Below are 20,821 nucleotides of genomic sequence, written 5' to 3'. Positions count from 1 at the left end.
TCAGGATTGGTTTACTTTTGCTTTAATTTTGCACAATGCAAGTATAACTATTGTTCGCTTCTGACGGGCGTCAAGGTATCTGATTGAAAAAATGCAGGAGGTCGCACAGGTTGGGGAAAAGAGGGCATAAAAAACCCCGGCACGGCGGCCGGGGCGGGCAAGATTACGATTGCGGCTGGCCTACCGGCCCGGCGCCCAGCGTGCCGCCCGGCGATGCCTGGCCACTCGGCGCGTGCGGGCGGCCATCCTCTTTGACGGCGCTGCTCTGGTGTGAACAGCCCGCCAGTGACGTTAATGCGGTGACCACCAGCAGGAGCGTTGACAGCTTTTTCATATAACCACCTCGTTGTAAAGGGAATAAAGGTCTTTCTGAAAACGTGAAAACTAAAGCATAGACAAGGAATCGCCACCTTACCGGCTGATTTTCCTTTGCATTCATCCAGGACGCACCCCGGCCGCCGCGCTATGATTCGGTATACGCCGTTATTGCCCGTCCGGGAGAGAGGGAAACCGTTATGTTGCGTTGTCGCTGGGTCAGCGCTGACCCGCTGTATATCGACTATCACGATCATGAGTGGGGCGTGCCGCAGCACGACAGCCGCGTGCTGTTTGAGATGCTCTGCCTGGAAGGGCAGCAGGCCGGGCTTTCCTGGATCACGGTGCTGAGAAAACGTGCCCATTACCGCGAATGTTTTCATGATTTTGACCCGCACAACGTGGCGGCGATGAAGCCTGCGGATGTCGACAGGCTGATGCAGGACGCCGGGCTTATCCGCCACCGCCGCAAGCTGGAGGCGATCATTATCAATGCGCGCGCCTGGCTGGCCATGGCGGAAGCGGGCGAAGATTTCACCCGCTTTATCTGGGGGTTTGTTGACCACCAGCCGCAGCTGAACCGCCCGCAGGGCGCGGCGATCCCGGCCAAAACTGCCGCGTCGGAGGCGCTCTCTAAGGCGTTGAAGAAACGTGGCTTTACCTTTGTCGGCCCGACCATCTGTTACGCCTTTATGCAGGCGTGCGGCCTGGTGAACGATCATCAGGCGGACTGTTTCTGTTGCCCGGAGCAGGCCACGGTATGATCCGGGCGTTCCGGCCGGCGGATATGGAGCCGCTGATGGCGCTGTGGCTGGCGAGCACCATCGCCGGGCACCCGTTTATTGAGGCGCGCTATTGGCATGAAAGTGCGCCGCTGGTGCGCGAAGCCTATCTGCCGCGTGCCGATACCTGGGTGGATGAGCGCGACGGCGGGCTGGCCGGGTTTATCAGCGTGATGGACGGCCGTTTTGTCGGCGCGCTGTTTGTGGCACCTGCACGCTTCGGCACCGGTGTGGCGGATGGCCTGATGGCCTGGGTGCAGCAGCGCTTTCCCCTGCTCAGCCTGGAAGTCTATATGCGCAACCACCGGGCGGTGGCCTTTTACCGCAAATGGGGGTTTGTGCCGCAGCGGAAACTGCGCCACCGCGACACCCACGCGATGACGCTGATCATGGCGTGGAAAGCGCAGCCCTGACCCGTAACATTTTGAGAATTATCTCTAGCACTTTTCTTAGTTTTCCCGGTCATAATGCCCCTCTGCCGCGCGGTTGGCCCGGCAACTCAAAAGATAATGACCTGTGCTTGATTAATTAGGTGAGGGCACTCTTCACCATGCTGACTTGTTACAAAGGATCGACAATGAAAAAACGTACGCTGATTGTGGCCGGCGCGCTTAGCCTGTCACTGGCCCTGGCGGGCTGTACCACCAACCCTTACACCGGTGAGCGTGAAGCCGGGAAAGCCGGCATCGGTGCCGGGCTGGGGGCCGCACTGGGCGCAGGCGTCGGGGTGCTCTCCTCCTCCAAAAAAGACCGCGGCAAGGGCGCCCTGATCGGCGCGGCAGCCGGGGCAGCCCTGGGCGGCGGCGCAGGCTACTACATGGACGTGCAGGAAACCAAACTGCGCCAGAAAATGCAGGGCACCGGCGTCAGCGTGACCCGCGAAGGCGACAACATCGTGCTGAATATGCCGAATAACGTCACCTTTGATACCGACGCCAGCAACCTGAAACCGGCCGGGGCCAATACCCTGTCCGGCGTGGCGATGGTACTGAAAGAGTATGAGAAAACCGCCGTCAATGTGATCGGCTATACCGACAGCAGCGGCGCGCGTGCACACAACATGACGCTCTCCCAGCAGCGTGCAGACAGCGTCGCCAGTGCGCTGATCACCCAGGGCGTTTCAGCCGCGCGCATCCGCACCAGCGGTGCCGGCCCGGACAACCCGATCGCCTCCAACAGCACCGCAGAAGGCAAAGCGCAGAACCGCCGCGTTGAGATCACCCTCAGCCCGCTGCAATAAACGCTTTTCCGTGACGAACAAAGCCCGGTGCCGTGCGCCGGGCCTCTCCGCTCTGCCCCCACTCTGTGCTACTCTCGCTGCGTCTTCCCTGCCGCGTGGAATCTCCTATGTCACTGAAAGCGCTGGCCCGTGAGCTGGGCCTCTCCGTCACCACCGTCAGCCGGGCGCTGAACGGCTATGACGATGTGGCCCCCGCCACCAAACAGCGGGTGGATGCCGCTGCCCAGCGCATGGGTTACCGCCCCAACACGCTGGCGCGCCGCCTGAAAATGGGCAAGATCGATGCCGTGGGGTTGCTGTTTCCGTTCGAACCGCGCCCGTTGAACAACTCGGCGTTCATCGAGATGGTAGGGAGCATCAGCCATGAACTGGCGCGCCAGGAGATCGATCTGCTGCTGGTGGCCGAGGAGCAGGAACCCGCAGGCATAGCGCGGCTGATTGAAAGCAAACGGGTGGATGCGCTGCTGGTGGCGCACACCCAGCCGGACGACCCGCGCCTCCAGGTGCTGCAACAGATCGGTTTCCCTTTTCTGGCGCTCGGCCGCAGCCGGCTTACCCAGCCTTACGCCTGGTTCGATTTCGATAACCATGCCGGTACGCTGCTGGCGGTGAACCACCTGGTCGCGCTCGGCCACCAGCGCATCGCCTATCTGGGGGAAACCAGCCCGCAGACGTTTGTCGGCCAGCGCCGCCAGGGCTTTCTGGACGGTATGCAGAGGAACGGATTGCCGCTGCCGCCGGCGTATCTTGGCCGGATTTTGCCGACCCGCCGCGCCGGTTACCAGGCGACGCGCGCGCTGCTGGCCCTGCCGCAACCGCCCACGGCCCTGATCACCGACAACAATATGCACGGCGAAGGCGCGGTGATGGCGCTGCATGAGGCGGGGCTGCTGGAGAGCGGCCAGGTTTCGCTGGTGATCTATGACGGCCTGCCGCCTGACAGCCTGATTGACCTGCCGATCACTGCCGTGACCCAGGCGACACGCGAAGCGGTCGGGCGGCAGATCGCGGAAATGACGCTGGCGCTGATCCGCGGCGAGCCGGTCAGTAGCTTGCAGGTACTCTGGCAGCCTGCCTTACAGCCCGGCATCAGCTCCCATCCCCTGCGTTAACCGTCACGCTTTCCGCCGCTTTCCCGATAATTTTTTATCCTGATCACACATCCCACACCTTTTTCTATCCATCCGAAACGTTTCGGATCAATGCTTACCGTGCTGATTCACGCTTTTTCACGGAGTTTTGTCATGGATAACCCAATTTGCCGCCTGACCAGCCCTGCCACGGATGTCGTGATCCGTTGCACCCCGGTGGCTGAAATTCTCTACTGGGGGCCGCACCTGCCGGCTTTCAATGCTGAAGATATCGCGACCCTGAGCCGCCCGGTGCCGAATGGGCGGCTGGATGTGGATGTGCCGCTGACCCTGGCGGCAGAGAATGGCCGCGGGCTGTTTGGTTCACCGGGTGTGGAGGGGCACCGTGACGGGCTGGACTGGTCACCGGTGTTTACCACCTGCCGGGTCGAGCAACAGGACAACGGCGTGGTGATCACCGGTGAGGATCAGCAGGCCGCCCTGCGTTTCACCAGTGAAGTGCACCTGGATGCACAAAGCGGCGTACTGCGCGTGCGCAATACCCTGACCAACCTGCATACGCAGCCTTATCAGGTCGGCCGCCTCGCCGTGACCCTGCCGCTGCCGGAACAGGCGGCAGAGGTGATGGGCTTCCACGGCCGCTGGGTACGTGAGTTCCAGCCACACCGCACCCACCTGTCGCATGGCGGCGTGGTGCAGGAGAACCGCCGCGGCCGCACCTCCCATGAATATTTTCCCGGCATGATCCTCGGCCAGCCCGGCTTTTCAGAGCAACAGGGCGAGGTCTGGGGCGTGCACCTGGGCTGGAGCGGCAACCATCGCCTGCGCGCCGATGTGAAAACCGACGGCCGCCGCCAGGTGCAGGCCGAAGCGCTCTATTTTGCCGGTGAGCAGAGCCTCGGCGCGCAGCAGAGCCTCAGCACGCCGTGGCTCTACGCCAGCTACAGCAGCACGGGTATGAACCTGATGAGCCAGCAGTTCCATCGCCATGTCCGCAGCCAGATCCTGCGCTTCCCCAGCGCCCGCCCGCGCCCGGTGCACCTCAATACCTGGGAAGGGATCTATTTTGACCACGACCCCAGCTACATCATGGCGATGGCCACCCAGGCCGCCACGCTTGGCGTTGAGCGCTTCATCATTGATGACGGCTGGTTCCGGGGGCGCGACCATGACCGCGCCGCACTGGGCGACTGGTATCTGGATGAGAAAAAATACCCCAATGGCCTGGCACCGGTGATTGAGCACGTTCACCAGCTGGGTATGGAGTTCGGCATCTGGGTCGAGCCGGAGATGATTAACCCGGACTCCGATCTCTACCGCGCGCACCCGGAGTGGCTGCTGGCGCTGCCGGGCTATCAGCAGCCGCCGGGGCGCTTCCAGTACGTGCTCGATTTAAGCAACCCGGCGGTGTTTGATTACCTGCTCACGCGCATGAGCTGGCTGCTGGGCGAGCATGATATCCAGTATGTGAAGTGGGATATGAACCGCGAGGTCGTGCAGCCGGGGCATGAAGGGCGGGCAGCGGCGACCGCGCAAACCACACAGTATTACCGGTTGCTGGATACGCTGATGGCGCGCTTCCCGCAGGTGGAGTTTGAGGCCTGCGCCTCCGGCGGCGGCCGCATCGACTATGAAGTGCTCAAGCGCAGCCACCGTTTCTGGACGTCTGACAACAATGATGCCCTGGAGCGCCAGCGCATCCAGCGCGGCATGAGCTACTTCTTCCCGCCCGAGGTGATGGGGTCGCATATTGGCGCCGATCGCTGCCATGCGACCTACCGCCGCCACGACATCCAGTTCCGCGGCCTGACCGCGCTGTTCGGCCATATGGGGATTGAACTCGACCCGGCCAACGCCGGTGAGCAGGAACAACACGCCTTTGCGCACTATATTCAGTTGCACCGCCAGTGGCGCGACCTGCTGCACAGCGGCGACAGCGTCCGGCTTGATCACCCTGACCCGGCCACACTGGCGCACGGGGTGATAAGCCCGGCGCGCGACCGGGCGATTTTCTGCGTGGCCCAGCTGGCGATGCCCACGTACTCGATGCCGGGGCGGTTGCGTATTCCGGGATTGCTGCCGGATGCCCGCTACCGTGTGACCGTGCTGGACGCCCCGCCGGTGATAGCCGAAGAACAGGGCGGCCATGTGATGCGGGTGCTGCCCGGCTGGCTCAGCGCACCGGTGGAGGCCGGCGGCAGCTGGCTGGCCCAGGCCGGGCTGGCGCTGCCGGTACTTGACCCGGAAAGCGCCCTGCTGTTGGGCATTGAACGCTGTTAACCCGATCAGGCCGGGCAAACGCCCGGCTTTTTATGACAGGCCGTGCAAGGAAAAACCTTATGAATTCACCCGTCTGTACTTACAAAAACAACAGGAACTTCTGGATTTTCGGCGCTTTCTTTTTCCTCTATTTCTTCATTATGGCAACCTGCTACCCGTTCCTGCCGATCTGGCTGGCAGATGTCATTGGCCTGAGCAAAACCGAGACCGGCGTGGTGTTTGCCAGCATGTCGCTGTTTGCCATTGTGTTCCAGCCCATATTCGGCCTCATTTCTGACAAGCTCGGCCTGAAAAAACACCTGTTATGGGTGATCGCGGTGCTGCTGTTCTTCTTTGCGCCGTTCTTCCTCTATGTGTTCGCGCCGCTGCTGCGCTTTAACGTGCTGCTGGGCGCGCTGTGCGGCGGGGCGTACATCGGCTTCGTGTTCGCCGGCGGCTCCGGGGCCACCGAAGCCTATATCGAACGGGTAAGCCGTAACAGCCACTTCGAATATGGCAAAGCGCGGATGTTCGGCTGTTTTGGCTGGGGGTTGTGCGCCTCCACCGCCGGGATCATGTTCAGCATCAACCCGGACATCGTGTTCTGGATGGGCTCCGGCGCGGCGGTGTTGCTGATGCTGCTGTTGCTGATTGCCAAACCCCAGGAGAACCGTAATGCCGTGGTGGTGAATGCCCTGGGGGCGAATGCCCGGCAGTTCAGCCTGAAACAGGTCGGCGAGCTGTTCCGGATGCGCGCGCTGTGGCTGTTTATCTTCTACATCATTGGGGTGGCCTGCGTGTATGACGTGTTTGACCAGCAGTTCGCCAACTTCTTCAAGACGTTCTTTACCTCCCCGCAGCACGGCACCGAGGTGTTCGGCTTTGTCACCACGGCCGGTGAGTTGGCCAACGCGCTGATCATGTTCTGCTCGCCGTGGATCATTAACCGCATCGGCGCAAAAAATACGTTGCTGGTCGCGGGCACCATTATGTCCGTGCGGATTATCGGCTCGGCATTTGCCACCAGTGCCGCAGAGGTGATCGTGCTGAAAATGCTGCACGCGCTGGAAGTGCCGTTCCTGCTGGTGGGGGCCTTCAAATACATTACCGCCATTTTTGACACCCGCTTCTCCGCCTCTATCTACTTGATTGGCTTTTGCTTCTCGAAACAGCTGGCGGCGATTTTCCTCTCTGCATTCGCCGGATCAATGTATGACCGCATCGGCTTCAGTGACACTTATTTCATTCTCGGCGGCATTGCGCTGAGCGTGACGGTGATTTCCGCCTTTACCCTCAGCAGCCGCCCGAAAAGCCTGCCGGACACGGATGCCCTGCCCGGCCGCGCCGCCTCATAGCAGCCAAAAGCGGCTGCCGTATATTCGGCAGCCGCTGCAGTATGGTAGTCTCCGGTGTCAGTTAGCCAGGAGGATATGCAGTGAACAGAAGTAAGGGTGCGGGGCGCGCAACCATCAGCGATGTCGCCAGAGCGGCAAATACCGGTAAGACCAGCGTGTCGCGTTATCTTAACGGCGAACAGAACCTGCTCTCCGATGACCTGAAACAGCGCATCGAGACGGCAATTCATTCACTCAATTACCGGCCGAGCCAGATGGCGCGCAGCCTGAAAGGCGGCCAGACCCGGCTTATCGGCCTGATCATTGCTGACATTACCAACCCCTACTCCGTTGACGTGATGCGCGGGGTCGAAGCCGCCTGCCGCCGTCAGGGCTTTACCCTGCTGGTGTGTAACACTAACAATGAGATCAACCAGGAGCAGCACTACCTGCAACTGCTGAGCAGCTATCAGGTAGAGGGCATTGTGGTGAACGCAGTGGGGATGCGTGAAGAGGCGCTGTCGATGCTGCAACAATCGCTGCTGCCGATGGTGCTGATTGACCGCAAAATCCCTGACTTCACCTGTGATGTGGTGGGGCTGAATAACCGCGAAGCGGCGACGCTCGCCACCCACCACCTGATCGATCAGGGCTTCGAGGCGATTCTGTTCCTGAGTGAGCCGGTAGGCACCGTGAATACGCGGCTGGAGCGGCTGGACGCTTACCGCGCCACCATGCAGGCCTACCCTGATTTACAGGCCCGGAGCGCGGAAGTGCTGCTGACGGACAGCGCGCAGCTCGATGCCGTGCTCAGCGATTTCAGCCGCAGCAACCGTGGCCGCCGCAAAGCGGTGCTCTCGGCAAATGGTGCACTGACGTTACATATAGCCCGCGCTATGCGCCGCCTCGGCATCCGCTGGGGCAGTGACATCGGCCTGCTGGGCTTTGATGAGCTGGAGTGGGCAGAGCTGGCGGGCGTCGGCATCACGACGTTCAAACAACCGACGTATGAAATGGGTTACGCTGCGCTTGAGCAGGTAGTGAAACGTATTCAGGGCTGCCAGGACGACCCGTGCGAACAGGCGTTTTCCGGCGAACTGATTGTGCGGGGGTCGACGTCGCTGTGAGGCTCAGGGCTTCGGCATAGGGTTCATCACTGCGCCCAGCACATCGGCTGGGTTAAGCGAAAGCAAATGGGCCAAATGCGCAAATTCGATCACGTCTAACCGTCTTTCGCCATTTTCCACTTTCGCGATAAAGGATTGCGGGCGCTTTAATGCTGACGCCAGTTGCTGCTGGGTCAGCCCTTTCTCACGCCTTGCCGTGCGTAACAGGCTGATGAGCCGTTGGTATTCTTCCGCATAAATAGATGACATGCCTGACGCCTCGCTTTTATCCCAAAATCGAATATCAGCTATTTACGCGGTTATCCCAAAACCGGATAATTCGTCAATCTGATCTGGCAAAGGAAATGCACATGGAACCTCAGGACTGGCACTCAGCCGACATCATCGCCGCATTGAAAAAACGCGGCACCAATCTCTCCGCCCTTTCCCGCCAGGCCGGGCTGGCGCGGTCTACCCTGTCCAACACACTGGTACGCCCGTGGCCGAAAGGCGAATGGCTGATAGCCGAAGCGCTGGAGGTTCACCCGGCGGTGATCTGGCCCAGCCGTTATCAGGGTGAACAGGCATTGCGCCGACCGAGAAACCCTGCAAAGCCTTCTCTCTGATTCAACGAACTCTGTGACGGCGATCGTAAATCAGCATTTCCCCGCTTTTCAGTGGAACCGGTTCCATCTAACGTGTTATTAACATCAACGGCCGGTTTTTGAACGTTCACCGTTCATCAGGGTTGAGTGCGGCGGACATTCCGCCAATGAGGAACAGAGATGACCAGAGAAATTGTTGTAGTAACCGCCGCTTACGGCAGCGATCGCGTGCGTGAGCTGGGCGGCCAGGCGGCGCTGTTGCCGGTGATTGCCAAAGCCGGGGCCGACAGCGTGGAGATCCGCCGCGAACTGTTTGACACCCTGTCGCTGACGGAACTGCCGGCATTGGGCGACACCATCGCCCATCACCAGCTGGGGTGTGTTTACTCCGTGCCGGAGGCGCTGTTCCGCGAGGATGGCGCATTGCATACCGGGCTGGAGGGCTTCTTTCTGGAAGCACAGCAACTGGGCGCGCGGGTGATGAAACTCTCGCTGGGCCACTACCGCCCCGGCACCAATCTGTCGGTGCTGAAAAAGGTATTGGACGCCCAGCCGGTGCGGCTGGTGGTGGAAAATGACCAGACGCCGGACTGCGGCATCCTGCTGCCGATGAGCGCCTTTTTGCGTGCCGCGTCAGACGCCGGCCTGCCGCTGGGCATGACGTTTGATATGGGCAACTGGCACTGGGTCGGGCAGGCGCCGCACTGCGCGGCGGACACGCTGGCCGATCACGTCACCTATGTGCACGTCAAAGCCGCCACACGCCACGCCGGAAAATGGCAGGCGGTGGCGCTGGACAACAGCGACGGCCAGTGGCGCGAGCTGCTGAACCGCCTGCCGATGGACGCCCCCCGCGGCATTGAATTCCCCCTGGAGGGCGACGACCTGATTGCCGTTACCCGCCATTATGTTGACCTGCTTCGCGCGGAGTGATGATGACGACTGAAAATAATGCAATGACCCCGCTGGACGCAGTGACCTTTGGTGAAGCGATGGCGATGTTCGTCGCTGACCAGCCCGGCGATCTGGCCGGGGCCGAACACTTCACCAAACGGATTGCCGGCGCAGAACTGAACGTGGCGATTGGCCTGGCCCGCCTGGGGCTGAACGTCGGCTGGGCCAGCCGGGTCGGTAATGATTCGTTTGGCCGCTATACCTTGCAGCAGCTGGAAAAAGAGCGGATCAACAGCGCGCAGGTCACGGTGGATGCGCGCTACCCCACCGGTTTCCAGTTAAAAGACAAACGCTTGGATGGCACCGATCCCACCGTGGAGTATTTCCGCAAAGGGTCGGCGGCCAGCCACCTCTCGCCGGAAGATTTTAACGCCGATTACTTCGGCGCGGCGCGCCACCTGCATTTGAGCGGCGTGGCGGCGGCCCTGTCCCAAAGCTCGCTGGCACTGGCGCGCCATGCGGCCAAAGAGATGCGCCGGATGGGTAAAACGATTTCCTTCGACCCCAACCTGCGGCCGGTGCTGTGGCCCAGCGAGGCGGCAATGGTGGAAGCACTGAATGAGCTGGCTTTCCAGGCGGATTGGGTGCTGCCGGGGCTGAAAGAGGGCCAGATCCTGACCGGTAAACAGACCCCGGAGGAGATCGCTGATTTTTACCTGTCCCGTGGGGTAAAAGCCGTGGTAATTAAACTGGGGGCTGACGGTGCCTGGTTTAAAAGTGCCGACGGCGAACAGGCCACTGTTCCGGCCTGTCGTGTAGAGAATGTCGTGGATACTGTGGGTGCCGGTGACGGCTTCGCGGTCGGGGTGATAAGCGCCCTGCTGGAGGGATTATCGCTGCACCAGGCCGTCGGGCGCGGCAATAAAATCGGCAGCCTGGCCGTGCAGGCCGTCGGGGACAGCGAAGGCCTGCCGACCCGCGCCGCCCTCGGTGAATAGCCGCGTGATGCATCCGGTACGGGAGTTCGCCCGATAACAGAACACATACCCTATTTACTCAGCATCGCAGCCTCTGCCCTACACAGACGTGCGCTGAGTGCGTTGACCTGACAAAGGACCAGAACATGAACGAAGCCAAAATAGCCACCAAACGCTGGTGGTACATCATGCCGATCGTGTTTATTACTTACAGCCTGGCGTACCTCGATCGCGCTAACTTCAGCTTTGCCTCGGCCGCCGGCATTAACGAGGATCTTGGCGTCACCAAGGGCATCTCCTCCCTGTTAGGGGCGCTGTTCTTCCTCGGCTATTTCTTCTTCCAGATCCCCGGCGCGATTTATGCCGAACGCCGCAGCGTGAAAAAGCTGATCTTCTGGTCATTGATCGTCTGGGGCGGCTGCGCCTCGCTGACCGGGGTGGTGAGCAATATCCCGATGCTGGCGGCCATCCGCTTCGTGCTGGGTGTGGTGGAAGCGGCAGTGATGCCGGCGATGCTGATCTACATCAGTAACTGGTTCACCAAGTCCGAGCGCTCACGTGCCAATACCTTCTTGATCCTTGGTAACCCGGTTACGGTGCTGTGGATGTCCGTGGTGTCCGGTTATTTGATCCACGCATTCGGCTGGCGCGAAATGTTCATCATCGAGGGCATCCCGGCGGTGATCTGGGCTTTCTGCTGGTGGGTGCTGGTAAAAGACAAACCGTCACAGGCCACCTGGCTGAGTGCGGAAGAGAAAGCGGCGCTGGAAGCGCAATTGCAGAAAGAGCAGGAAGGCATCAAAGCGGTACGTAACTACGGCGAGGCGTTCCGTTCCCGCAATGTGATCCTGCTCTGTATGCAGTATTTCGCCTGGAGCATCGGCGTGTATGGGTTTGTGCTGTGGCTGCCGTCTATCCTGCGCAGCGGCATGGAGATGGGCATGGTGGAAGCGGGCTGGCTCTCTGCCGGGCCGTACCTCGCCGCCACCGTGGCGATGATCGTGGTTTCCTGGCTCTCTGACAAAATGCAGAACCGTAAGCTGTTCGTCTGGCCGCTGCTGCTGATTGGCGCGCTGGCATTCCTCGGTTCCTATCTGGTGGGGGCAAACCACTTCTGGGTGTCGTATGGCCTGCTGGTGGTGGCCGGTGCGGCGATGTATGCGCCTTATGGCCCGTTCTTCGCCATTATCCCGGAGATGCTGCCGCGTAACGTGGCGGGCGGCGCGATGGCGCTGATCAACAGTATGGGCGCGCTCGGCTCCTTCTTCGGCTCCTGGTTCGTCGGCTACCTGAACGGGGCCACGGGCACCCCGGCGGCGTCTTACATGTTTATGGCTATCGCGTTGCTGGCGTCGGTGCTGCTGACGCTGGTGGTCAAACCGGCCCCCAGGCAACCCCACGCCCAGGCAGCCTGATTGACGCAATTTGTTAACCTCCGCGCAACATTGTGGCAAACGCCCAATCGTGCCGCGCGGAGGTTGTGCTATTTTGAATAATCCCTTCTACAACAACCCATTTCCCGGAGTGTGCAATGAAGCCATCCATCGTCCTGTATAAAAAACTTCCTGCCGATCTGCGCCAGCGCCTTGACCAGCATTTCAACGTCATTGAATTCAACGGAATGAACAGCACCACCCGCCCCCAGATCCTGGATGCCCTGCAACAGGCGGAGGGGCTGATTGGCTCAAACGGTAAAGTAGACAAAGAGCTGCTGGATCATGCCCCGCGCCTGCGCGGTGTCTCCACCATCTCGGTGGGCTTCGATAATTTCGATGTGGAAGAACTGACCCGCCGTGGTATTCCGCTGATGCACACCCCTACCGTGCTGACCGATACCGTGGCCGACACCATGATGACCCTGGTGCTGGCGACAGCCCGCCGGGCAGTGGAGTCGGCGGAGCGCGTCAAAGCCGGTGAGTGGAACGGCAGCATCGGCGCGGACTGGTTCGGCGTGGACGTGCACCATAAAACCATGGGTATTCTGGGCATGGGCCGCATCGGCCTGGCGCTGGCAAAACGCGCCCACCTCGGCTTTGATATGCCCATCCTCTACACCGCCCGCCGCCAGCACGCCGAGGCGGAAAACAGCTTCAATGCGCGCCGCTGTGATCTCGATACGCTGCTGTCTGAGTCCGATTTCCTTTGCATCAGCCTGCCGCACACGGATGAAACCTTCCATATGATCAGCCGTGAACAGCTGGCGAAGATGAAATCCAGCGCTATTCTGGTCAACGCCGGCCGTGGCCCGGTGGTGGATGAAGAGGCGCTGATTGAGGCGTTGCAACAGGGCGTGATCCACGCGGCCGGGCTGGACGTGTTCGAGCAGGAGCCGCTGCCGAAAGACTCGCCGCTGCTGAAAATGCCGAACGTGGTGGCGTTGCCGCACATCGGCTCTGCCACCCATGAAACCCGCTACGGCATGGCGGCCTGCGCAGTGGATAACCTGATCGCCGCGCTGACCGGTGAAGTCAAAGAATTCTGCGTGAACCCGGAAGTGCTGAAGAAGTAAGCGGCTGAAAAAGTCACTCCTCCTCCCGCCTCCTCCACCGCGCCCCCATGCCGGGGAGGAGGCGGATTTCTATACAACCCGCACACTGTCATGGCTCTCTCCGACCCCGTTAACCAGGAAGATGGATCGCCATGAAATTTCTCGCCTTTGCTGCCCTGTTTCCGCTCTCTGCGCTCGCCCAGTGGAGCCTGCCCGCCTTTCCCCCGCTCACTGAGCAGCCGCCCGGTCTGTTTACCGGCAGCGCCGCGCTGAAGAAAGGGCAACAGCCGTTACAGTTCACCCATGACGAGCAGTGCTGGCAGCCCGCCGGTGCCGTGCGCCTTAACCAGACGCTCTCTCTGCAACCCTGCGGCACTACCCCAGCGCCCGCCTGGCGGCGCTTTCGTGACGGGCAGTATCAGGTGCAGGTGGATACACGCAGCGGCACACCGACCCTGCGGCTGACAATAAAAGAGAGCGAAAGCCCGGCTGCCGCGCCGGTTGCCGTTTGCCCGCGCTGGGACGGCAAACCGCTGACGGTCACGGCCGGCCCGCTGTTCCGGGAAGGCGAAACAGTGCGCGACGCCTATTCCGGCCGGACGGCGCAGGTCAAAGACGGGCAGATTACCCTGCAACCGGCTCCCGGCAGCGGCGGCCTGCTGTTGCTGGAGGCGGCCGACAGCCCGGCCGCTGCGCCGTTTAACTGGCATAACGCCACGGTCTATTTTGTGCTGACCGATCGTTTCGCCAACGGCAACCCGGATAACGATCACAGCTATGGCCGCCTCCCGGACGGGAAGCAGGAGATCGGCACCTTCCACGGCGGCGATCTGGCCGGGCTGACGCAAAAACTCGACTATCTGCAACAGCTCGGCATCAACGCGCTCTGGATCAGCTCGCCGCTGGAGCAGATCCACGGCTGGGTCGGCGGCGGCACCAAAGGGGATTTCCCGCACTATGCCTACCACGGTTACTACATGCTCGACTGGACGCGGCTCGATGCCAACATGGGCAACGAAAATGACCTGAAACGGCTGGTGGATGAGGCGCACCGGCGCGGCATCCGCATTCTGTTTGATGTGGTGGTGAACCACACCGGTTACGCCACGCTGGCTGATATGCAACAGTTCGGCTTCGGCACGCTCTACCTGAAGGATGCAGAGCGGGAAAGGCTGCTGGGCAAAAACTGGACGGACTGGACGCCCGGCACCGGCCAGACCTGGCACAGTTTCAATGATTACATCAATTTCGGCGACAAAGCGGGCTGGGCAAGCTGGTGGGGTAAAAACTGGATCCGCACGGACATCGGTGATTATGACGCACCGGGCTACGACGACCAGACCATGTCACTGGCGTTCCTGCCGGACATTAAAACCGGGTCCGCCGCTGCCGCCGGGCTGCCGGTGTTCTACCGGCATAAACCGGATACCGCTGCCCGTGAGATCCCTGGTGCGACAACGCGTGACTACCTGACCCACTGGCTGAGCCAATGGGTGCGTGACTACGGCATTGACGGTTTCCGCGTCGATACCGCCAAACATGTGGACAAAGCCACACTGGCACAGCTTAAGCAACAGGCCGCCACTGCGCTGGCAGCGTGGAAAGCGGCGCACCCCCAACAGGCGCTGGATAACGCACCATTCTGGATGACCGGCGAAGCCTGGGGGCACGGCGTGCTGAAAAGTGACTATTATCAGCACGGTTTTGACGCAATGATTAATTTCGATTTCCAGGATCAGGCCGCGGGCGCGCTCGGCTGTTACGCACAGATTGGCCCTGTTTATCAGCAGATGGCGGAAAAATTGCAGGAGTTCAATGTACTGAGTTACCTCTCTTCCCACGATACCCGGCTGTTCTTTAATGAGGATGCAAAAGGCGACCTGCACGCGCAGCAACGTGCCGCTGAATTGCTGTTACTGGCCCCCGGCGCAGTACAGATCTATTACGGCGATGAGAGTGGCCGCCCGTTTGGCGCAACCGGTTCTGACCCGATTCAGGGCACCCGTTCAGAGATGAACTGGGCGCAATTACAGGCGCCTGCACGCGCGGCATTGCTGGCACACTGGCAAAAAATCTCGCAGTTCCGGGCGCGGCATCCGGCAGTGGGTGCCGGTCAGCAGCATATGCAGCCCGATCAGCGCTATTTCGCGTTCAGCCGCTCCCTGAACCGCGACCGGGTATTGGTGGTCTGGGCCGGGAACCCTGCACCCTGAACCGGTGCCTGAAAAAGCCTGTTACCGTGGAAACCGGACACTGATTGCACCTGCCTCTCAGTAGCGTTAAGGTGAATCACCACACACCGATAACAACTGATTAGCATTTTATGAAGTTTTCACGTTTTGGCGAAAAATTTACCCGGTTCTCCGGCATCACCCGCCTGATGGGCGATATGAATGACGGCCTGCGTACGCCGGGCGCGGTGATGCTGGGCGGCGGCAACCCCGCGCAGATCCCGGAGATGCAAACCTATTTCCAGCAGTTGTTTGACGAGATGCTGGCGCAGGGCAAGCTGAATGAGGCGCTGTGTAACTATGACGGCCCCCAGGGCAAGGATGCGCTGCTGCGCGCCCTGTCCGGCATGTTGCGTGAGGAGCTGGGCTGGGAGATCTCCCCGAAAAATATCGCCCTGACCAACGGCAGCCAGAGCGCCTTCTTCTACCTGTTTAATCTGTTTGCCGGTCGCCGTGCTGACGGCAGCATGGGCCGCGTGCTGTTCCCGCTCGCGCCGGAATACCTCGGTTATGCCGATGCCGGGCTGGATGAAGACCTGTTCGTCTCTACCAAACCCACCATCGAACTGCTGCCGGGCGGCATGTTTAAATACCACGTCGATTTTGATCATCTGAACATCACCGATGACATCGGCGTGATTTGCGTTTCCCGCCCCACCAACCCCACCGGCAATGTGCTGACCGATGAGGAGCTGATCCGCCTGGATGCGCTGGCGCAACAGCACGATGTGCCGCTGCTGATTGATAACGCCTACGGCGTGCCGTTCCCCGGCATTATCTTCAGTGAGGCCACGCCGTTGTGGAACCCGAATACCATTCTCTGCATGAGCCTGTCGAAACTCGGCCTGCCCGGCGCGCGCTGCGGCATCGTGATCGCCGATGAGAAAGTGATCACCGCCATCAGCAATATGAACGGCATCATCAGCCTGGCACCGGGCGGCATCGGCCCGGCGATTGCCACGGAGATGATTGAGCGCGGCGATCTGCTGCGCCTGTCAGAGGAGGTGATCCGCCCGTTCTACTTCGAACGTGTCCACCACACGATTGAGATTTTGCGCCGTTACCTGCCGGAAGAGCGCTGCCTGATCCATAAACCGGAAGGGGCGATTTTCCTCTGGCTCTGGTTCAAAGACCTGCCGATCACCACCGAAACCCTCTACCAGCGCCTGAAGCAGCGCGGGGTGCTGATGGTGCCGGGCAACTACTTCTTCCCCGGCCTGGCGCATGAATGGCCGCATACCCACCAGTGTATGCGCATGAACTATGTGCCGGACCCGGCGGTCATCGAGCGCGGTGTCGCGATCCTGGCCGAAGAAGTGGCGCGCGCCCACGCAGAAGGCTGATAGCCATAAAAAAGGGAGAGCCAGAGGCTCTCCCTTTTTTTACGCGCGTGTTAACGGCAACGGTGCGGCATCAGCTCTGCTGGTTTTCCAGCGCCGGGCGGCTGGTGCTGTTACCGATGGCAATGCGCTGCGGCTGAAGTTCAGCCGGGACTTCGCGCACCAGGTCGATGTGCAGCAAGCCGTTGGTGAACTCCGCCTGCGTGACCTGCATATGCTCAGCCAGCGTAAAGCTCAGGCTGAACTCTTTGCAAATCAGCCCCTGATGCAGGTACTGCACCTCTTTTTTCGGGGGCGTCGGCGTGCCGCGCACGGTCAGCCGTGGGCCTTCGACTTCAATATCCAGCTCATCCTGTTTGAAGCCGGCCAGCGCCAGCGAAATGCGGTAGTGGTTGTCATCGCTTTTTTCGATGTTATAGGGCGGGAAGCCCTGGGCATCCGGGCCGCCCTGCATGGAGCTGGCCAGTTTGTCGAAGCCAATCCACTGACGCAGTAAAGGGGACAGATCGTAATTACGCATACTAAAACTCCTTCTATGAAGCGAGATAATATTCCCGGCGAACCGGGCAGCCTCCTGACGGCAGGCTGTAAGGGAAAAAGGGGGCAGTGATACCCGGTTTTCAGGGTGAATTAATTCACGATGAAATTAACTCACCGCAATGTCATCACTATGTCATATATATTAAGTAAACCTTTTGGGGCTTATTTAATTTCGATCCGGCGTGGTTTCAGGGTTTCCGGTACAATACGTTCCAGATCGATAAACAGTAACCCGTTTTCCAGATTGGCGCCTTTTACCTGAATATGTTCTGCCAGCTGGAATTTGCGCTCGAAATTGCGTTCGGCAATGCCCTGATATAAATAGGTACGATCCGCCGGCGGGTTGGCGCGCGCGCCTTTCACCACCAGCAGGTTGTCATGGGCGGTGATATCCAGCTCGTTGTCAGCAAAACCGGCGACCGCAATAGCGATGCGATAATGGTTTTCATCCACCAGCTCAACGTTGTAAGGTGGGTAGCCGCCGCCCTGATTCTGGCCGGACTCAATCAAATTAAACAGGCGGTCAAAGCCGATGGCGGAACGGTATAACGGGGCAAGATCATAATTACGCATTTTCTTCTCCTGACAGGCAGCGAGTGAATAAAAAGCCTTCCGGTTGGACAGGCTGCGGTGTGAATACCCTGACGGCGTACTCTTTTCCTACCGCAATAATAAAATGGTGTCAGCGCCACGCTTTTCAAGATCATTTTTTTACTTTTTTTTGCCGCTTTTTTTGTCCTGCGCAAAACAACCCGGCGAAATCTGCCTGATGATTTACACTGAAATGAGACGACCGCCACAGTGCCTATGTGTGAGCACTTCAACAAGAGCGGACTAATGCTATAAGTCTGTCAACACAGCAGACATACCAGCACGCAGCATGGGATGGGTTTACTATGATAAGAACAGCATTATTGCCGATAGCAACCGGCTGGGCATTGATGGCCACTGCCGGCTGCTCCAGCGTAATGAGCCATACCGGCGCCGATCAGGGGTATTACCCCGGCACCCGCGCCAACGTGGAAATGATGAAAAGTGACGAGACCAGTTGGGCGCTGACGCCGCTGCTGGCCGTTGACCTGCCGTTCAGCGCCGTCGCCGACACGCTGATGCTGCCGTATGACTACTACCGCGCCGGGCGGGACAAAGCCCCCGATTCGCCGCGTGAACGCATTCGCCAGAGCGAAGCCCGAACCCTGGCGACCAGCGGTGCCACCCAGGTTGCCGTGGCACCCTGAGGGACGGGGCCTTTTGCTGTTCAGTGAACGTCGGTAACAAACAACTGCGCACGGCCGTCAAGGTTACGCATAAATGCCACCCGGTTGCCGTCCGGCGAGATAACCACTGCGTCACCCAACGGCGGCGCCTCAGTGCGTGCGGTCAGCCGTGACATTGCACCGGTGGCGGCATCGCACAGCATTACGCTGTTATCACAGATCAGGGCCAGCTTTTTGCCGTCTGCCCGCCAGCTGAACGCCGATTGGATCGGGTGCGGGCCGTGGGTAATCTGGCGCGGTTCGCCGCCATTCGGGGAGATAGCCCATACCTGCACCACGCCCTGCGCATCTTTCATCAGAAACGCAATCTCACTGCCGTCTGGCGATGCCCGCAGCCAATGGCGCGGCTGGCTGACCACGCCGGGAAAGGCACGCCCGGTGGTAAAGGTCAGCCGCCGTTGCATTACCCCACGCGGCGGGGCCGGCATCGCGGTTTCCGTGCCCTGCAACGGAATGTCACCGGCGTGGGCCAGGTCGGCATCGTTCTCCGGCAAATCCACCACAAACACTTCCGGCACTTTCTCACCTGACGGCGCGCGGGTATCGCCGATAAACGCCAATGCCCAACGCTGGCGGCGGCCATCCTGTTTCACATAGCCCTCCCGGCCGATCCACCCCTCCTCGTAAGCGCGGCTAATCTCATCGCTGCCGGGCTGGGGTTGCGGCGTGGTGCGGCTCACCAGCACACAAAAGTGGCTGCCGTCATACTCGCGCGGGTGGTGTTTTGCCGGGGCAACCGCATGCAGCGGCACGGCAATGCCGACGTTGCGTAAATCCAGCGCCGGATCGCGCATATGCAGCACATGATCGTTATAGGTAAAACTGAGGCGGCTGCCGTCTGGGCTGAAAACATGCACATGGCTGCCGCCGCGTAATGCGCCGGGCGTATAGGGCGCGGTGATGCTCAGGGCATCCAGCGTGACGGCTTCGCTGCGATCCGGCTCACTGACAATCACACCGCGCCGGTGGTGGAAATCGTAACGCCATTCGCTGTCCGGTCGTTCCGGGCCGTGGATAAAGGCGTACCGGGCCGGTGCGTCCGGGCTGACTGTGACGACGCCGACATGCGCACCGTCACGCGCGGTATAGATAACCTCCGTGTTACCGTTCGTCACGTTAACCCGTTCAATCGTCAGCCCAGTAAACTCCCCGCCATGGGGGCGGACGTCATACACCAGCCACTGGCTGTCGGGTGTCCAGACATTGATATTGGTCAGTTGATGGCCGCGGTCATCAAAGGTCAATTGCGTTTCATTTGCCACGATAGTGTTCCTGTTGCGCGTATAGCGTCAGGTTAACCGATCCTGCGGGCGCTGCAAGATAAGGGGAGATTCCGGATAGAGGCATTGTCAGGAAATATAGGTTTCACATGCAATATATCGGCAACGATATATAAATAAAATCCTAAATAATCAAAAGGTTGTGCAGAAAAAAGAAAGGCGTATGCTACCGGCGGGTGCCTGGACATGTCTGTTCCGGGCAATCCGGCACAGACAAAGAAAAGGCCCCACTCGACGTTAATCTAAGTGAGGCCTATCTGTATGCTTGAACAACATCAGGTTAGCCTTTTACCCGCCGCGAGGCAAGGAATCGGAGGCCAGTATGCTGCAAAAAAGTGGGGTTATTTGTGTGATCGTTATCTGTATCACCCTATTGATATTTATATGGATAACGCGCAGTTCGCTTTGTGAAGTGCGGATCAGGAATAACAATATCGACGTTGCAGTCATCCTGGACTACGAATCCTGAGGGTAAGGCAACCGGGGGCGGGCGTGTGTCCGCCCCTTCGTTGCGACGCATCGCTGCCCTGCACCCTTTCAACAAGCCCGCTTCGGCGGGCTTTTTTTATGTATGCCGAAAAAGATTGAACGCATCAGGCTGATGAATACTTGCAGCAAAAAGATGATATAAATTCTATATAATCAAAGTATTACACAAAAACACGAAAGGCGTATGATAGCGGCGGGTGCCTGGACATGTCTGTTCCGGGTCATCCGGCGCAGACAAAGAAAAGGCCCCACTCAATGTAAATCAAGTGAGGCCTATCTGTATGCTTAGCAACATCAGGTTAGCCTCTTACCCGCCGCAAGGCAAGGAATTGGAGGCCAGTATGCTGCAAAAAAGTGGGGTTATTTGTGTGATCGTTATTTGCATCACGTTGTTGATTTTTATGTGGATAACGCGCAGTTCGCTTTGTGAAGTGCGGATCAGGAATAACAATATCGACGTTGCAGTCATCCTGGACTACGAATCCTGAGGGTAAGGCAACCGGGGCGGGCGTGTGTCCGCCCCTTCGTTGCGACGCATCGCTGCCCTGCACCCTTTCAACAAGCCCGCTTCGG

General features: G+C 59.8%; 22 protein-coding genes. 17 read left to right on the top strand and 5 right to left on the bottom strand.

The window, feature by feature from the left end:
* Positions 1–163: 163 nt before the first annotated feature.
* On the bottom strand, positions 164–334 hold the full coding sequence (locus JK232_RS03215; protein WP_165698478.1) for a YgdI/YgdR family lipoprotein: 171 nt from the start codon (positions 332–334) through the stop codon (positions 164–166).
* A gap of 181 nt (positions 335–515) precedes the next feature.
* Between JK232_RS03215 and JK232_RS03210 the strand changes: the two genes are divergently transcribed.
* From JK232_RS03210 to JK232_RS03180, 7 genes are all read left to right on the top strand, one after another.
* The gene (locus tag JK232_RS03210) at positions 516–1,079 is read left to right on the top strand and encodes a DNA-3-methyladenine glycosylase I (RefSeq protein ID WP_072927767.1); all 564 of its coding nucleotides are present in this window, start codon (positions 516–518) and stop codon (positions 1,077–1,079) included.
* Positions 1,076–1,510, top strand: coding sequence for an N-acetyltransferase (locus JK232_RS03205; RefSeq protein WP_072927768.1), 435 nt, complete (start codon positions 1,076–1,078; stop codon positions 1,508–1,510). Before JK232_RS03210 ends, JK232_RS03205 begins: the two co-directional genes overlap by 4 nt.
* A 164-nt stretch (positions 1,511–1,674) precedes the next feature.
* Entirely contained in the window at positions 1,675–2,337 is a 663-nt protein-coding gene (locus JK232_RS03200) for an OmpA family lipoprotein (RefSeq protein ID WP_072927770.1), read from the top strand.
* A gap of 107 nt (positions 2,338–2,444) precedes the next feature.
* A complete protein-coding gene (locus tag JK232_RS03195; RefSeq protein WP_212588818.1) occupies positions 2,445–3,449 on the top strand; it encodes a LacI family DNA-binding transcriptional regulator in 1,005 nt (334 codons plus the stop codon).
* 132 nt (positions 3,450–3,581) lie between these two features.
* Complete coding sequence (locus JK232_RS03190; protein ID WP_212588817.1) at positions 3,582–5,708, top strand: alpha-galactosidase; 2,127 nt, start codon at positions 3,582–3,584, stop codon at positions 5,706–5,708.
* 59 nt (positions 5,709–5,767) lie between these two features.
* Positions 5,768–7,042, top strand: coding sequence for an MFS transporter (locus JK232_RS03185; protein WP_101827807.1), 1,275 nt, complete (start codon positions 5,768–5,770; stop codon positions 7,040–7,042).
* Positions 7,043–7,122: 80 nt separating this feature from the next.
* Positions 7,123–8,148, top strand: coding sequence for a LacI family DNA-binding transcriptional regulator (locus JK232_RS03180; RefSeq protein ID WP_072927776.1), 1,026 nt, complete (start codon positions 7,123–7,125; stop codon positions 8,146–8,148).
* A gap of 3 nt (positions 8,149–8,151) precedes the next feature.
* Here JK232_RS03180 and JK232_RS03175 read toward each other — a convergent pair whose 3' ends face one another.
* Positions 8,152–8,397 carry a helix-turn-helix domain-containing protein gene (locus JK232_RS03175; protein WP_072927777.1) on the bottom strand — a complete coding sequence of 82 codons (246 nt, stop codon included), beginning with the start codon at positions 8,395–8,397 and terminating at the stop codon, positions 8,152–8,154.
* A gap of 101 nt (positions 8,398–8,498) precedes the next feature.
* On the opposite strand from JK232_RS03175, the gene JK232_RS03170 reads away from it, so the two are divergent.
* The 7 genes from JK232_RS03170 to JK232_RS03140 all read left to right on the top strand — a co-directional run bounded on the left by JK232_RS03170 (position 8,499) and on the right by JK232_RS03140 (position 16,665).
* Positions 8,499–8,753, top strand: coding sequence for a helix-turn-helix domain-containing protein (locus tag JK232_RS03170; RefSeq protein WP_072927779.1), 255 nt, complete (start codon positions 8,499–8,501; stop codon positions 8,751–8,753).
* Positions 8,754–8,912: 159 nt separating this feature from the next.
* The gene (locus JK232_RS03165; protein WP_072927780.1) at positions 8,913–9,665 is read left to right on the top strand and encodes a sugar phosphate isomerase/epimerase family protein; all 753 of its coding nucleotides are present in this window, start codon (positions 8,913–8,915) and stop codon (positions 9,663–9,665) included.
* A 23-nt stretch (positions 9,666–9,688) separates the two neighbouring features.
* A complete protein-coding gene (locus JK232_RS03160) occupies positions 9,689–10,624 on the top strand; it encodes a sugar kinase (RefSeq protein ID WP_101835267.1) in 936 nt (311 codons plus the stop codon).
* Positions 10,625–10,749: 125 nt separating this feature from the next.
* Positions 10,750–12,018, top strand: a complete 1,269-nt coding sequence (locus tag JK232_RS03155) for an MFS transporter (RefSeq protein ID WP_072927783.1) — start codon at positions 10,750–10,752, stop codon at positions 12,016–12,018.
* A 116-nt stretch (positions 12,019–12,134) separates the two neighbouring features.
* The gene (gene ghrB, locus JK232_RS03150) at positions 12,135–13,112 is read left to right on the top strand and encodes a glyoxylate/hydroxypyruvate reductase GhrB (RefSeq protein ID WP_072927785.1); all 978 of its coding nucleotides are present in this window, start codon (positions 12,135–12,137) and stop codon (positions 13,110–13,112) included.
* Positions 13,113–13,243: 131 nt separating this feature from the next.
* Positions 13,244–15,304 (top strand): alpha-amylase, encoded by a 2,061-nt coding sequence (locus tag JK232_RS03145; RefSeq protein ID WP_212588816.1) that lies wholly within the window; start codon positions 13,244–13,246, stop codon positions 15,302–15,304.
* A gap of 110 nt (positions 15,305–15,414) precedes the next feature.
* Positions 15,415–16,665, top strand: coding sequence for a valine--pyruvate transaminase (locus tag JK232_RS03140; RefSeq protein ID WP_101827810.1), 1,251 nt, complete (start codon positions 15,415–15,417; stop codon positions 16,663–16,665).
* A gap of 70 nt (positions 16,666–16,735) precedes the next feature.
* Here JK232_RS03140 and ibpB read toward each other — a convergent pair whose 3' ends face one another.
* Positions 16,736–17,182, bottom strand: a complete 447-nt coding sequence (gene ibpB, locus JK232_RS03135) for a small heat shock chaperone IbpB (protein WP_072927789.1) — start codon at positions 17,180–17,182, stop codon at positions 16,736–16,738.
* Between the two features lie 182 nt (positions 17,183–17,364).
* Positions 17,365–17,775: a small heat shock chaperone IbpA gene (gene ibpA, locus JK232_RS03130; RefSeq protein ID WP_072927791.1), complete on the bottom strand. Its 411-nt coding sequence runs from the start codon at positions 17,773–17,775 to the stop codon at positions 17,365–17,367.
* Positions 17,776–18,101: 326 nt separating this feature from the next.
* Between ibpA and JK232_RS03125 the strand changes: the two genes are divergently transcribed.
* Positions 18,102–18,440, top strand: a complete 339-nt coding sequence (locus tag JK232_RS03125) for a YceK/YidQ family lipoprotein (protein ID WP_175558136.1) — start codon at positions 18,102–18,104, stop codon at positions 18,438–18,440.
* A 20-nt stretch (positions 18,441–18,460) separates the two neighbouring features.
* Here the strand turns inward: JK232_RS03125 and JK232_RS03120 are convergent, their stop codons facing one another.
* Positions 18,461–19,744, bottom strand: a complete 1,284-nt coding sequence (locus JK232_RS03120; protein ID WP_212588862.1) for a YidR family protein — start codon at positions 19,742–19,744, stop codon at positions 18,461–18,463.
* A 337-nt stretch (positions 19,745–20,081) separates the two neighbouring features.
* On the opposite strand from JK232_RS03120, the gene JK232_RS03115 reads away from it, so the two are divergent.
* Together JK232_RS03115 and JK232_RS03110 are read left to right on the top strand one after the other, a co-directional pair.
* Positions 20,082–20,228 (top strand): Hok/Gef family protein, encoded by a 147-nt coding sequence (locus JK232_RS03115; protein ID WP_212588815.1) that lies wholly within the window; start codon positions 20,082–20,084, stop codon positions 20,226–20,228.
* Positions 20,229–20,529: 301 nt separating this feature from the next.
* Positions 20,530–20,736 (top strand): Hok/Gef family protein, encoded by a 207-nt coding sequence (locus JK232_RS03110; protein WP_338086289.1) that lies wholly within the window; start codon positions 20,530–20,532, stop codon positions 20,734–20,736.
* The last annotated feature ends 85 nt before the right edge of the window (positions 20,737–20,821 follow it).

This window comes from Nissabacter archeti (genome assembly GCF_018257325.1).
Taxonomy (GTDB): Bacteria; Pseudomonadota; Gammaproteobacteria; order Enterobacterales; family Enterobacteriaceae; genus Chimaeribacter; species Chimaeribacter arupi.
The sequence above is the reverse complement of the archived record's forward strand: the minus strand, read 5'-3'. Positions and strand labels throughout refer to the sequence as shown.

Coding starts and splice junctions, on each gene's coding strand:
- JK232_RS03160 (WP_101835267.1), top strand. CDS start 9,689: ATGACCCCGCTGGACGCAGTGACCTTTGGTGAAGCGATGGCGATGTTC.
- JK232_RS03115 (WP_212588815.1), top strand. CDS start 20,082: ATGCTGCAAAAAAGTGGGGTTATTTGTGTGATCGTTATCTGTATCACC.
- JK232_RS03195 (WP_212588818.1), top strand. CDS start 2,445: ATGTCACTGAAAGCGCTGGCCCGTGAGCTGGGCCTCTCCGTCACCACC.
- JK232_RS03145 (WP_212588816.1), top strand. CDS start 13,244: ATGAAATTTCTCGCCTTTGCTGCCCTGTTTCCGCTCTCTGCGCTCGCC.
- JK232_RS03215 (WP_165698478.1), bottom strand. CDS start 334: ATGAAAAAGCTGTCAACGCTCCTGCTGGTGGTCACCGCATTAACGTCA.
- ghrB (WP_072927785.1), top strand. CDS start 12,135: ATGAAGCCATCCATCGTCCTGTATAAAAAACTTCCTGCCGATCTGCGC.
- JK232_RS03205 (WP_072927768.1), top strand. CDS start 1,076: ATGATCCGGGCGTTCCGGCCGGCGGATATGGAGCCGCTGATGGCGCTG.
- ibpA (WP_072927791.1), bottom strand. CDS start 17,775: ATGCGTAATTATGATCTTGCCCCGTTATACCGTTCCGCCATCGGCTTT.
- JK232_RS03165 (WP_072927780.1), top strand. CDS start 8,913: ATGACCAGAGAAATTGTTGTAGTAACCGCCGCTTACGGCAGCGATCGC.
- JK232_RS03190 (WP_212588817.1), top strand. CDS start 3,582: ATGGATAACCCAATTTGCCGCCTGACCAGCCCTGCCACGGATGTCGTG.
- ibpB (WP_072927789.1), bottom strand. CDS start 17,182: ATGCGTAATTACGATCTGTCCCCTTTACTGCGTCAGTGGATTGGCTTC.
- JK232_RS03155 (WP_072927783.1), top strand. CDS start 10,750: ATGAACGAAGCCAAAATAGCCACCAAACGCTGGTGGTACATCATGCCG.
- JK232_RS03140 (WP_101827810.1), top strand. CDS start 15,415: ATGAAGTTTTCACGTTTTGGCGAAAAATTTACCCGGTTCTCCGGCATC.
- JK232_RS03200 (WP_072927770.1), top strand. CDS start 1,675: ATGAAAAAACGTACGCTGATTGTGGCCGGCGCGCTTAGCCTGTCACTG.
- JK232_RS03185 (WP_101827807.1), top strand. CDS start 5,768: ATGAATTCACCCGTCTGTACTTACAAAAACAACAGGAACTTCTGGATT.
- JK232_RS03170 (WP_072927779.1), top strand. CDS start 8,499: ATGGAACCTCAGGACTGGCACTCAGCCGACATCATCGCCGCATTGAAA.
- JK232_RS03175 (WP_072927777.1), bottom strand. CDS start 8,397: ATGTCATCTATTTATGCGGAAGAATACCAACGGCTCATCAGCCTGTTA.
- JK232_RS03210 (WP_072927767.1), top strand. CDS start 516: ATGTTGCGTTGTCGCTGGGTCAGCGCTGACCCGCTGTATATCGACTAT.
- JK232_RS03110 (WP_338086289.1), top strand. CDS start 20,530: ATGCTTAGCAACATCAGGTTAGCCTCTTACCCGCCGCAAGGCAAGGAA.